The following is a 14,403-nucleotide window of genomic DNA, read 5'->3' as shown; positions in this document are numbered from 1 at the left end:
ACCTGACGCAGCTGCACACGCGGCCGCTGTCCCGAAGAGTGGTTGTGGTGGAACAGGGAACCGACGACCGCTTGACCCCCAGGCAACCAACACAGCTTGCCGACCTGCATAGCCATCTGCGCACACCTGCGGAGCCCGTCCACTTCGGTCCCTGAAAGTCCACTGTCGCTCGCACCGGTCGTCACCCAGTTAGTCACTCACCTACTCTCTGCGCCAGTCGGACGCGTCGCAGACCAGCGGGTCACGGTCGGAGTACAGCGCGACTGCAAAGCCGTTGACCTGGTTTGCTCCGTCAGTCGATGTCAGGCTGGCTCGGTAGACGAGAAATGCGCCTTCGAGGCTAGATCGTCGTTCCGGCCCTTCGAGGCGAAAGCTGGCAAGCGAGGGCTGCGTCCGTAGGAACTCCTCGTGCTGGGTCTCGGAATAGCCCTCCAACACGTCACTGCACAGCAGCAGGTAGGCCCCATGGAAGTCCTCGTTGCGGACCCGCTCCAGATAGGCCATCAGCACCGTCTTGGCCTTGACAGCCTCAGCTGCTTGTCGACGGTCCACGTACAGACCCCAGCCATAGCCGGCCGCCACCAGCGCCAGAACGATCGCCGTCCCCGCCGCAGCTGTACGGCCAAGCCGTGACCGCCACCCCATCCCCGCCATGATCGTCAGCGTAGCCACCACCTGCTGGCCGGACGGGCGGAAGCTCCGGCCGGGGACGTGCGGTCACGGGCGGCGGTGCCCGAACGCGGTCACGGCGGCCGCACTGTCAGCCGACACCGCGGCCGACCCGAGCATGATCATCTCGAGCGTCAGGACGTCACCGCCGGCGTCACGCCGGGGCGTGACCATTGGGCAAGCCACCGAGTTCCCGCAGCGTCGGGCTGTCGAGTCCCCTCCGCCAGTAGCCAGGCCTACCCATACACAGATGATCTGTTTATAGTGTCGGCATGACTAGAACGGTAGGTCCGATGAGGGAGCCCACCTTCTTCATCTTGGCCGCGCTGCAGGACGAGCCACTACATGGCTACGCGATCGTCAAGCGGGCGGAGGAGCTGTCAGCAGGGCGGGTGCGACTGATGGCGGGCACTCTCTACGCCGCCCTGGACCGGCTCACCAACGAGGAGATGGTGCGGGTGGCGGAAGAGTCCGTTGTCAACGGTCGTGCCCGCCGCACGTATGAGCTGACCGACCGGGGTGCGTCGGCGCTGCGTGAGGAAGCGGAGCGGATGGCGGCGGCGGCCCAAGTGGTGCGTGATCGTTCGGTGCGGTCGGTTGCGGTGGCTCGGACGGTGCTGGCGTGAACAACCTTGAGCGTCGTTACCGTTGGCTGCTGAAGGCGTACCCCCGCCCTTACCGCGAGTACCGCACCGACGAGATCCTGGAGATCGTGCTGGCCGGAGTGGACGAGCAGCCGCCGCGGCCGAGCCTCCGAGAATCGTGGGCGCTCGTGGTCGGGGGCCTCCGCGCCCGCACCGGCGTGGATCGGCTCGACGCTCAGGCGTTGCGCCACTCCGCGCTGCGGCTGTCCGCGCTGGCCCTGCTGATTTATGGCATAACGCGTTGGGCCGAATTTCCGATATCCGCTCTGGTTTCCTACATTCAGTTCGGAACCTGGCCCAACGACGGAGGATCGCCCGTCATAGCCCCGTGGCTACTGGTCGAACCCATGCCCGCGGCCATCGCGCTCTTTGCTGCGGCAGGGGGCGCTTACAGGCTGGCCTTCGCCATGTCAGTATTGACGGTAGTGGTTCAATGCTGGCCGAGGATCTTATGGACGTCGGACTGGTCGGTGGAGAGCTTCTCGTACCTGGGGAACTCGCAGTATTGGCCTGCGCTGCTGGCCTCGCTAGCGTTACTGCCGCTGCTCCGAGCACCTCGAACGCCTGTGAAGAGGCCATGGGTCTGGCCGCTTCTCAGCGTGCTGGCAGTCGTGACCTTGACGGCAAATCCGCTCAACGGCTGGTTGGATGCTCCAACAATGTCTCTGTACGCGTTCGCCGTGTTGGCTGTCATCGCCGCGCCGATCGACGCACGGATGCCGATCGTCGCCTTCGCGCTTCTCCTAGTTCCAGCCCTGGCCCGCATTGTTTACAACGCGCTCTTCTTCGAGTCGGCCGTACGAAATTTCCACATCTCGGCTACCACTATTCTTATCCTCGCCGTCCTCATGGCAGCCACTCTCACCGCCGCCACGATCGCGAGCCGCCGCCAAGCCCGCCTGTAGACACGGAAGCCGCGCAGCCATTTGGGACTGTGAGGACTCCGATGAGACACCTCATTATTGCTCCGGCCACGTGGTGAACCGACCTGCCGATGGCGATGCGGCGTGTCCACCACCGCGGCCGTCACCCAGGCCACCGTTCTGCATGATCGATTACACGCATATCGGCAGTTCAGGATGCCGGGCACCACGGGACGCCGAACACCGAGCTGACGGCTCGTCGTCGACCTGCGCGCACCGACGGCGGCAGATCCGCGCACGTGATCTTGCGACCTAGTCCCACCATCCAGCCCGTCGGAAGCCCCGCGGATGACGGCAGCGCAGCCCTTCAGCGGTCCACTGCCGGCTCGGCGTCGGGCCATGAACGCAGAATCTTCGACACGCCCCAACCTTTTCCCGCTACCGGTCGTCTTGGCTGGTAGGTCACCCCTAATGTTCAGTCGAGAAGAGGCGGACGTGGACGCTCGTGCTCCTGACTTCGACGCGTTTGTGCGGGCCAGGACGCCGGCGCTGCTCCGTTCAGCATATTTGCTCACCGGCGATCAGCACTTGGCCGAGGATCTCGTCCAGAGCGCGCTGGGGCTCACCCATCGTGCGTGGCGGAATCTGGACGCCACCGGCAACGCCGAGGCGTATACCCGCAAGACGATGTATCACCTCCAGGTGTCGCGCTGGCGGCGGCGCCGCATCGTCGAGTCGTTCACCGGTGACGTGCCAGACCAGCCTGCCGTCCAGACCGATCACACCGAGCAGACGGTGCTGCGACTGTCGTTGCGCAGCGCTTTGTCCCGCCTTACCACCAAGCAGCGCGCAGTCGTCGTCCTGAGGTTCTTCGACGACCTGACCGAGGCGCAGGCCGCGGAGACCCTGGGCGTCAGCGTCGGCACCATCAAGAGCCAGACCGCGAAGGCGCTCGAGCGGCTGCGCGTGCTCGCGCCGGAGCTCAGCAGCGTCAATGTGAGCGGAGATGTGCGATGACCGATATCGACACCTTGCGCCGAGGCCTGAGCGAGATCGCCACCGAGGTCGATGCCGTCGACCTGCGCGAACGGGCCCTGGCCACCTCCCACCGCATCCGGGTCCGCCGCACCGCCGTCACCGCCGTGGCCGGACTCGCGGTCGCCGCGGTGGCGCTGAGCACCGCCGTCGCCGTCCGGACCGACCGCTCGCCGACGCCGCCGGGGACCGACCCCGCACCATCGCCGACCGCGCTGCCGACCGAGCAGCAGGGCGGCGAGCCGGACCTGGGACCGGGCCCCTTCAGGTCGGCCACCATCACGGTCCCCACCTGGGGCGCGGCCGCCGACGCCACCTGCACCAAGGGCCGGGTCTCTCTGAAGGATGGCCAGTATCTGCGGGATGCCGCGCACCGACCGGTGAACGTCCTGTCCTACGTCGCGGCTGACGTCGACCACGACGGTACCGAGGACTACGTCGCTCACTTGATGTGCGGTGAAGGACCCGAGGCGGGCGGCAGCCAGATCGTCGCATTCCGCCGCAGCGGTCAGGAACTGGTGCCGATCGGCCGGATCGTCGGCACGCAGGACGGGCTTGCGATGATGGACTATCTCGAGGCTCGCGACGGCGGCCGGGTCGCGGTACTGGTCTCCAAGGAATACACCGACGGTGGGCAGAACACAGTGCCGAACCAATGGCGCGCGTACGCCTGGCAAGACGGGCAGTTCCGGCAGGTGGACGGCCCAACCACGTTCCCGGCGCAGCCACCGTCCGCACTGCTGTCCGTCGTACCCTCCACCTTGTCGTTCCGACCGCAAGGCAACGGATTCACGGGCCGGCTGACGGTCACGGTACGCAATGAAGGCGCCGTCGACGTCGCTCGGCTGGAGATCCTGCTCATCCTGCCGAGCCAGGTCCGGCCGGCGGGCGAGGACTGGAGTGGCTGCGCCGTCCGTCCAGGCTCCAACCAGACGGCGCTGGTATGCACCGTCCCCGGACCGCAGGCGCAGTCGCGTTCTTCGGTGCCGTTCACCTTCGTGGCCGCCAACAAGCCGGTGCTGCTCGACGATCCGGTTAACCTCGGCAACCACTACGTATCGGTCTCGCAAGCGCCGCCGTTCGACGGGCAGGTCACCATCAACGACCCGGAGGCCATCATCCCGATCACCGTGCCCTGAGCCGCAGACGAACCCCGACAGTCCCCGACCGGTGTCACCGACGACGCCGGTCGGGGACTGTCTCGTGGGGCGTCGACGGGTTTGCCTGTCCACATGTGCATGTCGTCGTCCTCCCCGCGCACGCGGGGGTGATCCCATCCCGTGGCCGTCGTGGAGTGGCGGGGCGTCGTCCTCCCCGCGCACGCGGGGGTGGCCCCGGCCCGCGCGGGCGGCCAAGGAACCGGCCACCGTGCTCCCTGCGCACGCTGGGGTGATTTACTCAGGCCGAGCAGGGTGCTGGGGAATCCCTGCCGCTTGTGCTGGCGACGCCGTCCGTTCGCGCATCGGCAGCCTGTCGTAGAAGGCGCTGTGGCCGACGCCGAGGAGCCGGCAGTGCAGACGGACCGGGTAGGTGGTCTTCTCCGCATCGATGAACCGGTAGACGTCGGTCCGGTTCACCGCTCCGTCTCGCGTGCGAAGAAGACGGCAGCTTTTTCAGGATCTCTTTCTCCAGCTCCAGCTGGGCGACCTGCCGCCGCAGCCGCACCAGCTCGGCCCGCTCGTCCACGGCCAGGTCGTTGGGCCGGCCGCCGTCGCGATCCTGCCGCATCCGGTCGACCCAGTTGCGCAGCGTCTCGTGGTTGACACCCAACTCCCGGCCCACGTCACGGATCGTGCGACCGGAGTCGAACACCAACGCCGCGGCCCGGCGCCGGAACTCCTCCGGGTACTTGCTCTGTCCAGTCACAGCGTTTCCTCATCCTCGACAGGATGCCAAGTCAGGAGGTGTCCGGTCTTGGGGGTCACTTCACCCGCACGCGCCGGAAACCCCCAGCCGATCGTCTGGGGGTTCCCGGCCTCGGCAGCCGGCACGGCGCACCGACCGATTCCCGACTCATCCCGGAGCCCGAGCCCGGACCCCGCGTCGCGCCGGCTTGCTAGCGTGGAAATGCCTCGATTCCCTCGGATGAGGAGGAGAACGTGGACCTCGGTTGGCTGGCGGGGTTGGGCGCGTCCGCGGCGGCGGTCCTGGTGCAGGCGGCCGCGACGGACGTGTGGCAGGGGGCACGCTCCGGGTTCGCCCGGCTCCTCGGCCGCGGTGACCCGCGACGGGAGACCGCCGCGATCCGGCGGCTGGACGCCCTGGCCGCGGAGGTGGAACAAGCCCCGCCCGCCCAGCGTGACCAGGTACGCGCGCGGCTGTTGCCGGCCTGGCAGACGCGGCTGTCAGACCTGGTCGAGGAAGACCCGGTCACCGCCGACGGCGTGCGTGACCTGCGTGACGAGTTGGTGACCCGGCTACCCACCGCGCAGCAGCAGTGGATCCAGCACATCACCGCGACCGCCTCCGGCGCGACCGCTCAGGGAGTGATGTTCGGCAGCATCGTCAACCACCCCACCCCGCCGGAAGCTGACCCGAGCGGCCCGGTGCCCGACCCGGGTCAGCCCCGATGACCGTCGACCCCCTCCTCGTCCAGCAGCAGGTTTCCGCCGTCGCCGGCACCGCGTACGGGGTGATCGGCGCCGACCTGCACATCTTCGGCGACGGGACGCCGCTGTATCTGTTGGAGGAGCACCGCCGGCCCGACCCGCCGGACTGGAGCTGGCTGCGCGAGATGCCCTCCCGGATGCTCAACGCCCACGCCCGCGTGGTCCCGTTCACCGGCCGCGAGTCCGAACGGGACGAGCTGCGCACCTGGCGGGAGACCGGGCCGCGACTGGCGGTGCGCTGGCTGCACGCCCCGGGCGGTCGGGGCAAGACCCGGCTGGCCGGCCACCTCGCCGCCCAGGCCGCCGACGAGGGCTGGAAGGTCGTCACGGCGGTGCCCCACGTGGGCACGCCCAGCGCCCTGCTGGGCAGCCAGGACCTGCGGCCGGACCGCCACCGGGGAGTGCTGCTGATCGTCGACTACGCCGACCGGTACCCGCTGTCCAGCCTGCTCTGGCTGCTGCGCAACGCCCTGCTCCACCGGGCCGACAAACCGGCACGGGTGTTGATGGTGGCACGCAGCGCGTCCACGTGGCCGGCACTGCGCGCCAACCTGGACGATCCCCGCGTCCAGGCCGGCACGTCCGAGCAGTACCTGGCCGCGCTGCCCGACGACGAGGACGCTCGGCGGGCCATGTTCACCGCCGCCCACGACAGCTTCGCCGCCGTCTACGGTCTCTCCGGTCCGGACGCCGTCCCCCGACTCCCCAACCTGGGTCATCCGGAGTTCGGGCTCACCCTCACCGTGCACGTCGCCGCGCTGGTCGCCGTCGACACCCGCGCGACCGGCGCCCAGCCGCCCACCGAGGTCACGTTGCTGACCCGCTACCTGCTCGACCGCGAACGTCAACACTGGACCCGCCTGTACGAGGGCCGCGTCCGCGGGCTGAACCACGGCACGCCCGACGATGTCATGGCCCGTACCGTCTTCACCGCGGCCCTCGCCGGCCCGCTCCCGCACCACGAGGCCGCCGGGCTCCTGCGCCGCGTCGAGCGGGAACTGCCCGCCGAACGGATCATCAGCGACCACAGCCACTGCTACCCGGCCGCCGACCCCCATCGGGCCACCGTGCTCGAACCGCTGTACCCGGACCGGCTGGCCGAGGACTTCATCGCTCACACCCTGCCCGGCTCCGATCACCCGGCCGACCCGTGGGCCCCCACCCGGCTGCACGACCTGCTGCACGAGCAACCGTCACCAGCCTCGGACCGCCCCCGGCCGCCGGCGACAGCCGCGACGTACACCGCGCGGGCGGTCACCTTCCTGACCGCCGCCGCGGCCCGCTGGCCCCACCTCGGGCCCGCCCACCTGTTCCCACTCCTGCGCGACCGGCCACAGCTCGCGATCATCGCCGGCAGCGCCACCCTCAGCACCCTGGCCGGCATGACCGACGTCGACGTCACCGCGCTGGAAGCGGTCGAGGCGCTGCTGCCCGGTGACCGACACGTCGACCTCGACGTCGGCGCCGCCGCGGTCGTCGACGTCCTCATCACGCGCCGGCTCGCCACGTCCGACGATCCGGCGGAACAGGCCCGCCTGCACGCCAGCCGCTCCTGGCGACTGGCCAACGCCGGCCGCTACGCCGACGCCCTGGCACCCATCTCCGAAGCCGTGGCGATCCGCCGGCGACTGGCCGACGCCGACCCCGCCACCCACCTGCCCGCCCTGGCGAGATCGCTGCACAACCTCGGGCAGGTGCTGTCCGAACTGGGCCGGCCGGAAGAGGCCCTCGCCCACAGCCAGGAAGCCGGGGACACATATCGCCGGCTGGCCCGGTCCGATCCGGCCACCTACCTGTCGCACCTGTCGAGAACCCTGCACAACCTCGGCACGGTGCAGGGCAGCCTGGGCCGGTGGGACGAGGCCCTAGACCACGCCCAGGAGGCGGTGACCATCGGCCGGCTGTTGGCCGACATCGACCCGACCGGCTACCTGCCCGACGTCCCCGGGCTGTTGAACAACGCCATCAAGCTCCTGGCGGAGCTAGGCCGCCACGCGGCGACACTCGCGCTCGCCGAGGAGGCCGTGACCATCGGCCGCCGTCTGACCGACACCGACCGCGCCGCCCACGGGCCCGAACTCGCCCGATCGTTGCAGAACCTCGGGAACAGCCTGGTCCACCTGCACCGGCCCGAGGAGGCCCTCGCCCACAGCCAGGAAGCCGCGGACACGTTCCGACAACTGGCCGACGCCAACCCGACCGCGTACCTGCCTGAACTCGCCAGGTCGTTGACCGCGCTCGGCAACACCCTGGTCAAACTGGGCCGGCCGACGGCGGCCCTCGCCCCCAGCCAGGAAGCCGCGGAGGTGTTCCGACAACTGGCCGACACCACACCGACCGCGTACCTGCCCGAACTCGCCAGGTCGCTGAACGCTCTCGGTCAGGTCCACGTCGCGCTGGGTCGGTGGACGGAGGTCCTCGCACTCTGCGGGGAAGCCGCGGCCATCGGCCGACGGCTGGTCGAGGCCGGGGCCGTCGCCTACCTGGGGCACTTCGCGAGTCAGGTGGGCAACCTCGGTCTGGCGCAGACGGAGCTGGGCCGGCAGGAACAGGCCCTCGTCCACCTTCAGGAAGCCGTGGACGCGCACCGACGGCTCGCCGCGGCCAACCCCACCGCGCAGCGGGGAGACCTCGGCAAGGCGCTGCACAACCTCGGCCTGGTGTGGGACAGGCTGGGCCAGCCGGAGCAGGCCCTGGCCTGCGCCGAGGAAGCCGTGTCCATCGCCCGGCAACTGGCCCGGGCCGAGCCCGCCAGCCACCTGCCCGACCTGGCCCAGTCGCTGAACAACCTCGCCGGCTTCCTGGCCCTGGTGGGGCGCGGCGAGGAGGCCATCGGGTTCGCCGAGGAAGCCGTGGCCGTCACCCGAAAGCTGGCCGGTGCACCTCCCACCGCGTACCTACCCGAACTGGCGCAGTCACTGAACAACGTGGGTGTCTACCTGTCGATGGTGGGCCGGCACGAAGACGCTCTCGCCGCCTGCCGGGAAGCCGCGGACCTGTACCGGCACCTGGCCGAAGCCGCCCCGGCCGTCTACCTGCCCGCCACCGCGCAGGCGCTGTGCAACCTCAGTCGCCGGCTGGCCGAGCTGGGACAGCACACGGAGGCCCTGGCTCCGGCCGAGGAGTCGGTCGGCATCTACCGGGAGTTGGCCCGCACGAATCCGGCGATCCAGCGGGACCGCCGGTTCTCGATGGCGCTGATGGCGTACGCCCGGGCGAGGAGCGAAGCCCGACCCGGATGACCTCCCCGCACACCACCGTCCGCCGCGCAGACCTCCGTCATCCGCCGGCAACCGCGGCGGACGGCCCCCCGGTCAGCTCGACGCCGGTGAGCGCGCCGCAACGGTCGAGCAACTCGTCCGCCAACCGCTCGATGGCGAGCGCGTCGGCCGCCAGTCGGGTTCGCTGACGTAACGGCCACTGACCAGGGCGTCGGGGTCGGGGGTCCGTTCATCGCCAACGACGGCTTTGCCTCGGTGACCACCTGCCACGGCGCTCTAGACCGCACGGCATGCGCACTGATCGAACCTGTGGCAGCCCTTCCCCGGTCAGCACAACCGTCACCGGACCTCACGCAACGGTGGCCTTTCGATGCTGTCCCACAATGACCGGTGCACAGGGCACCCGCACGACGGCTGCAACGGCCAGGGCTGATGGAATCAATCATGATCGAAGTGCACGAGAAGGCCGGTCCCACCCGCACAGGCGGAACGCGCCACGGTGGTCGCGGCATGACCTCGCTCGCGCAGCACGTCCACGGACATGGGCACCGATCAGACCGCTGCCACCCACCACAAGAATTCGTACGCAGGATCGTCCACGGTGGAGACCACCGATTGTCAAGGGGCGATCGACGCCCGTCGGAATCAGGCTGAGCCCGGAGACCTGGTTGGGCTGTCCTCGACCTGGGCGGGAGCGGCCTTGGATGGACCGGTCGTTGGGGCGTACAACTGCTGTGTCGCCCAGAGCGCGAGCAGGCGCAGGTTGTCGTGTGAGCTGCTGCCGGGATCCGTGGTGTAGATGAAGAGTGTCTCGTCGTCGTCGCCGGGTAGTGCCAGCGCCTCGTATCGGATGGTCATCGGTCCCACGGCGGGGTGGACCATGTGCTTGGTGCCGTGGGTCCGCTCGTGCACCCGGTGGTTGTGCCACCACGTACGCCAGGACGTAGGAGTCATGCGCCCGTTGTGGCCGGCGCGTCAATCGCAGGCCCGGCATTCGCCTCCCTGAGTGCGCCGATACCTGGCGATCATCGCCGGTGCCGGCGCGCGCGTGGCGGCGAGGTGCATGGTGATCGACTTGTCGCTGTGGGCCCGGTCAGCGGGACGGCGGCGGGTAGAGGGTGTTTATGCGTACCGTCCACGGCTGGTATGGGCTGGGGCACGGGGTGGGGTCGTGGTTGCACGCCGTGTCGGTCTGCGTGTAAAGGTCGAACGAGGCGCCCCCGACCGCCCGGAACAGCACCCTGAGCGGCTGCCCGGTGGGGTAACCACCGGTGGTCCACACGAGGGTCAACGCAGGGTTCACGGACGTGAACGGCCGGTAGTTCGCGGGCAGCGACACGCCGAGTGTCTGCCCGACGACCAGATTGACCGTGGTCCGGTTCGCGGCCTCGGTCAGGTTGACGTCTCCGGCCGGCGACGCGGGGACGACGTTGACGTGAACCGTCCACTGCAGGACCGGTCTCGCACACGGTGGCGTCGTGTGGAAGCACGGGTCGTCGCTCACCGTGGATAGGTCGAGCGAACCGGTACCGACCGCCCGGAACAGCGCGGTCAGCGGCTGACCGGTGGGATATCCGCCGCTGCTCGACACGAGGGTCAACGCCGGGCTGGTGGACGTCAACGGTAGGTAGCTCGACGGCAGGGACACGCCGAGCGTCTGCCCAAGGACCAGGGTCACCGCGGTCCGAGTGTCGGCCTCGGTGACCCTGACGTCCTCAGGCCCCGGCGGCGAGCTGGAGACCGGCGGCGAGGAGGGCGGTGACACGGCATCGTTGATGCAGCTCAACGCCGGTGCCGAGCTCGAGCCGGCCAGCTGCATCCCGAACGTCGTGGAGGCACCCGGAGCCAGCCTGCCGTTCCATGCGAGGTTGACCGCGGTCACCGTCTGGCCCGACGTGCTGACCGTGGCGTTCCACGCGTTGACGACCCGTTGGCCGTCCGCCAGCGTCCACGTCACCGACCAGGTCGTCGCGGGCGTCGTCGCGGTGTTGGCGACCGTGACGACGACGACCGCGCCGCTCGTCGGACCATTGCCCCAATGCGAGTCGGTACGCGCCGTCGCCCGGCATCCACCTGCCACGGTGTCCGCTGAGGCGCTACCAGGCACCACAGAGATCATGGCGAGGGCGGTCAGCGCGCCCACTCCCGCTACCAGCCAGGATGCCGCAAGGGCCACCCGTCTTGATATCGCCATGTCGACGCCCCCTCTGCAATCGATACCTGGCTATGCGTGCCCGTCACGATATACGCGCGGGTGGGCGCGCGGAGCGTCCACTATGACCGAATGTTCAGCAGTCGCACCAAGGAGCTCACCCGGCTGCTGATCTAGCCGGCGAGGATCCGGGCGACGGCGGTGCTCAGCACGCGTACGCCGCGGGTCGAGCCCGCCTCCAGCCCGGTCAGGTCGCGCACCCGGGTCAGCCGGTAGTCGAGCGTGCGCGGGTGGATGCACAGCGCGGCCGCGGTGTCGAGCCGGTTCATGTCGTGCTGGTAGTAGGCGTCCAGCGTGGCGACCAGGTCGGGGCCGGCGTCGAGTTGCGCCGCCACCACCTGGAGCCACTGCCCGACCTCCGCCAGCCGGGCGGCACCCAGCTCGGCGAAGACGTCGGTGACCGTGTACGCGTGGCGCGGCACGGCCCGCACCGGTGCGACCTCACTGACCTGCCGGGCCAACGCCACGGCGTCGCCGAACGCGCGCACCCGTCCAGGCGCGGTGCCGGCCGCGCACGGCCGGCCGGTCATCGAGGCCACGTGGCGGGCCAGCGCGAGCCCGCGCTCGACCGCCGGCTGCCGGCCACCCGGCGAGCTGGGGATCAGCGCGACCACCTCGTGCGGCTCCAGCCAGCTCAGCGGCATCCAATGCGTCTTCAGCAGCGCGCTGGCGAACTCGTCCCGCGCCGCCTGGTCCGGCCCGGGCGACCCGCCGGCCACCCGGACCACCGTCGCGACGACGTGGTCGGGGACCGGCATGTGCAGGCCGCGCGCCAGGTCCGTCGCGCTGTCGTCGCCGGCCAGCAGCATCACCGTCAGCAGCCGCACCTGGGCGACGGTCGCCAGCGTGCGCCGCTGCCCCTCGATCCAGCCCCGGGTGTACGCGCCCTGGGCGGCCAGTCCCGCGGGAGCCAGCCAGGCGAGCGTGTGCATCGTCGCGGCGATGTCGTTCGGTCCGGCCGCCTCGTACACCTCGCGCAGCGTCAGTCGGGTGTGCACGAGCAGCACCTGCCGCTGCGCGGTCAGGGTGAGGCCCTTCTCGCCGCGCTGGCGGCCCATCGCGGCCATCAGGTCCAGATCCTGCACGTGGAACGGCGCGCTGTCCGCCGCGAGGTCGACCGTGCGCTGACGGAGGAAGACCGCGAAATCGAGCATCTCCGACCGCACCCGCGGCACGGCCGCGAGGTTGCGGTATTCCAGCAGCTCCTCCTGGTAGGCGTCCACCGCCCGGCGGGCGTTGTCGGCCACTCGCTGCCGCCAGAGGCTGAACAGACCGCCCATGGCGGTCAACGGTAATCGATGCGTTCCGGCCACGCCGCCCGGTTGACGCGGACTGGACAGCCTTGCGGACATTCACAAAAACCGGGGTACGCCGGCGACCCGATTCTCGCCCTGTCACGAAGACTCGGCCACCGGCACCCTGGAACGCTTCGCCATGGACGTCGGACGACGACCCGGCCGGGTCGGGCGCGACCAGGTACGCGCCCCGGCATCCGCAGATCACACAGCACTCGAGAGGTGGTTCTGGTTATGACATGGCGTAGTCGACCCCCCGCCGGAGCACGATCCGGCATTCTCCGCGCATCCAGTCTGCTGTTGGCCGCGACGGCGATGCTCGCCGCGTTCATGGCCGCACCGTCCGCGGCGGTCGCAGCACCCGCGCCGAGCGGCGACGCGGCTGTCGCCGCCATCGGAGCCGAGCGGGCATCGGCGAGCTCCGCCGGCACATTGAGCGTCACGACGTCGACGGTGGCCGCCGCCTCACCGGCGAAGGGCGGCGGTTTCTCGGTGATGTCGGGCTCCTGCCCGTACGCCGGGCAGTACATCGACCCGTGGCTGATCGTGTTCCAGGGCTGCACCCTCACCGGCCAGCCGACGACCGCGGTCAGCGCCCGGTGCTCCAACGGGGCCACCCTGGGCCCCGTGCACGTGCCGCCCGGCGTCTACGACATCTATGTCGACTGCTACCCGGCGTTCTTCAGCTCGCTCGCGTTCATCTGATCGGCCCACCCGGCAGGTCAGTGGATTCAGCGAGCCCCACAGGAACGGACGGCCGACCATCGTAACGTTCCGTTACCAGCGAGCCGGCACCGGCGGTATGGCGCATCCGCTTCTGCCGAATCGAGGGCGTGTCTGCGGGACACCCATCGACCACGTCATGCGCTGCTGCCCGGTGTCATTCCACGGGGGCTCGCGGCGTTGAGAACACGCTCCCACTCGCCTATCAGTGTGACCTCAAGCCCAGAGTCCATCTGACCAGACTCGACCATGCCTACAAGTTCGCCGGCGTACTCAGCCTGGAATGAGGCACCATACTCATCCGAGATACGACAGACTTCGCCGAGCAGCTCCTTGACCTCCTCAAGATGCGCCCTGTCCACCTGGGGATCGATCTGCTCTCCCCAAGGGGGCAGAGCTGTATAAAGCATCAGCCCGAACCCCACCCAGTGAGAGCCCTGCTCATCTGACTGGTCAAGGAAGACCGGCGGACCGAGGACCCAGGTCCGCCGGCCAGCAAGCCTTTCGATCGACGCTTGCATCGTGCTGACGAGTGATGCGGATACCTCGTCTTCGAGCGCGACCACGAGTCGATCGATGGGATGGTTTTCTCGCATGAAGCACCTCCAGCTATGCCAGCTGACGTAGTCGATCCGAAGCGGCAGGAAGAGACCGACACGAAAAGCGCCGCAGCACAACTTGGACACTCCAGCGAGGAGGTCACCGCCACGTACTACATCGCCAAGCCCGCCCAAGCCCCGGACGTCTCAGACATCCTCCAGCGACTCGGCACCGACCGCGGGCCACGTCCCACACCCGCATTGCCCAACGATGCGCAGGGATGACGAACCTGGTTGCCGACCCCGGTAAATGGGGGTTTTCGGGGGGCGGTTCAAAACCCCATAGACAAACTTAAAGCCCTGACCAACGTTTCCGCTGGTCAGGGCTTTTTGTCTGTCGGGACGGCCGGATTCGAACCGACGACCCCTTGTTACCGAAAGTAACGGAATCAAGATTGTCATTGCTTGCCAAAAGTTGTCGCTGAGCTGCAGAGACACCGCCATGCGCTGATCGCCGCTTGTCACCGTTCGTCAACGATTGGCCATGGTTTTCGGGGGGTAAACGGGGGACCCACAACCCCGCCACGCCTGAC

The 14,403-nt window shown here is 69.2% G+C and carries 13 protein-coding genes; 7 read left to right on the top strand and 6 right to left on the bottom strand.

Annotation, left to right across the window (positions count from 1 at the left end; genetic code table 11):
• Positions 1-201: 201 nt before the first annotated feature.
• Positions 202-654, bottom strand: a complete 453-nt coding sequence (locus tag ACPXBU_RS00235; RefSeq protein WP_425755478.1) for a hypothetical protein — start codon at positions 652-654, stop codon at positions 202-204.
• A 308-nt stretch (positions 655-962) separates the two neighbouring features.
• On the opposite strand from ACPXBU_RS00235, the gene ACPXBU_RS00230 reads away from it, so the two are divergent.
• The 4 genes from ACPXBU_RS00230 to ACPXBU_RS00215 all read left to right on the top strand — a co-directional run bounded on the left by ACPXBU_RS00230 (position 963) and on the right by ACPXBU_RS00215 (position 4,350).
• Positions 963-1,295: a PadR family transcriptional regulator gene (locus ACPXBU_RS00230; RefSeq protein ID WP_425755476.1), complete on the top strand. Its 333-nt coding sequence runs from the start codon at positions 963-965 to the stop codon at positions 1,293-1,295.
• Entirely contained in the window at positions 1,292-2,218 is a 927-nt protein-coding gene (locus ACPXBU_RS00225; protein WP_425755474.1) for a hypothetical protein, read from the top strand. The genes ACPXBU_RS00230 and ACPXBU_RS00225 overlap by 4 nt, the downstream gene beginning before the upstream one ends.
• A 453-nt stretch (positions 2,219-2,671) precedes the next feature.
• Positions 2,672-3,193, top strand: a complete 522-nt coding sequence (locus ACPXBU_RS00220; RefSeq protein ID WP_425755472.1) for a SigE family RNA polymerase sigma factor — start codon at positions 2,672-2,674, stop codon at positions 3,191-3,193.
• Positions 3,190-4,350 (top strand): hypothetical protein, encoded by a 1,161-nt coding sequence (locus tag ACPXBU_RS00215; RefSeq protein ID WP_425755471.1) that lies wholly within the window; start codon positions 3,190-3,192, stop codon positions 4,348-4,350. The genes ACPXBU_RS00220 and ACPXBU_RS00215 overlap by 4 nt, the downstream gene beginning before the upstream one ends.
• 259 nt (positions 4,351-4,609) lie before the next feature.
• On the opposite strand, the gene ACPXBU_RS00210 is transcribed toward ACPXBU_RS00215, so the two are convergent.
• Complete coding sequence (locus tag ACPXBU_RS00210) at positions 4,610-5,077, bottom strand: transposase (RefSeq protein WP_425755469.1); 468 nt, start codon at positions 5,075-5,077, stop codon at positions 4,610-4,612.
• A gap of 233 nt (positions 5,078-5,310) precedes the next feature.
• Here ACPXBU_RS00210 and ACPXBU_RS00205 point away from each other — a divergent pair, with 233 nt between their 5' ends.
• On the top strand, positions 5,311-5,784 hold the full coding sequence (locus ACPXBU_RS00205; protein ID WP_425755467.1) for a hypothetical protein: 474 nt from the start codon (positions 5,311-5,313) through the stop codon (positions 5,782-5,784).
• On the top strand, positions 5,781-9,062 hold the full coding sequence (locus ACPXBU_RS00200) for a tetratricopeptide repeat protein (RefSeq protein ID WP_425755465.1): 3,282 nt from the start codon (positions 5,781-5,783) through the stop codon (positions 9,060-9,062). The genes ACPXBU_RS00205 and ACPXBU_RS00200 overlap by 4 nt, the downstream gene beginning before the upstream one ends.
• Before the next feature lie 624 nt (positions 9,063-9,686).
• Here ACPXBU_RS00200 and ACPXBU_RS00195 read toward each other — a convergent pair.
• The 3 genes from ACPXBU_RS00195 to ACPXBU_RS00185 form a co-directional block, all read right to left on the bottom strand.
• Complete coding sequence (locus ACPXBU_RS00195; protein WP_425755463.1) at positions 9,687-9,995, bottom strand: hypothetical protein; 309 nt, start codon at positions 9,993-9,995, stop codon at positions 9,687-9,689.
• Between the two features lie 139 nt (positions 9,996-10,134).
• The gene (locus ACPXBU_RS00190) at positions 10,135-11,235 is read right to left on the bottom strand and encodes a cellulose binding domain-containing protein (protein WP_425755461.1); all 1,101 of its coding nucleotides are present in this window, start codon (positions 11,233-11,235) and stop codon (positions 10,135-10,137) included.
• Positions 11,236-11,366: 131 nt separating this feature from the next.
• Entirely contained in the window at positions 11,367-12,533 is a 1,167-nt protein-coding gene (locus ACPXBU_RS00185) for a PucR family transcriptional regulator (protein ID WP_425755459.1), read from the bottom strand.
• Positions 12,534-12,848: 315 nt separating this feature from the next.
• Here ACPXBU_RS00185 and ACPXBU_RS00180 point away from each other — a divergent pair, with 315 nt between their 5' ends.
• Positions 12,849-13,253, top strand: a complete 405-nt coding sequence (locus tag ACPXBU_RS00180) for a hypothetical protein (protein ID WP_425755457.1) — start codon at positions 12,849-12,851, stop codon at positions 13,251-13,253.
• 155 nt (positions 13,254-13,408) lie between these two features.
• On the opposite strand, the gene ACPXBU_RS00175 is transcribed toward ACPXBU_RS00180, so the two are convergent.
• Positions 13,409-13,867: a hypothetical protein gene (locus ACPXBU_RS00175; RefSeq protein ID WP_425755456.1), complete on the bottom strand. Its 459-nt coding sequence runs from the start codon at positions 13,865-13,867 to the stop codon at positions 13,409-13,411.
• Positions 13,868-14,403 lie beyond the last annotated feature (536 nt).

The organism is Micromonospora sp. DT231, assembly GCF_049847025.1.
Lineage (GTDB): Bacteria > Actinomycetota > Actinomycetes > Mycobacteriales > Micromonosporaceae > Micromonospora.
The sequence above is the reverse complement of the archived record's forward strand: the minus strand, read 5'-3'. Positions and strand labels throughout refer to the sequence as shown.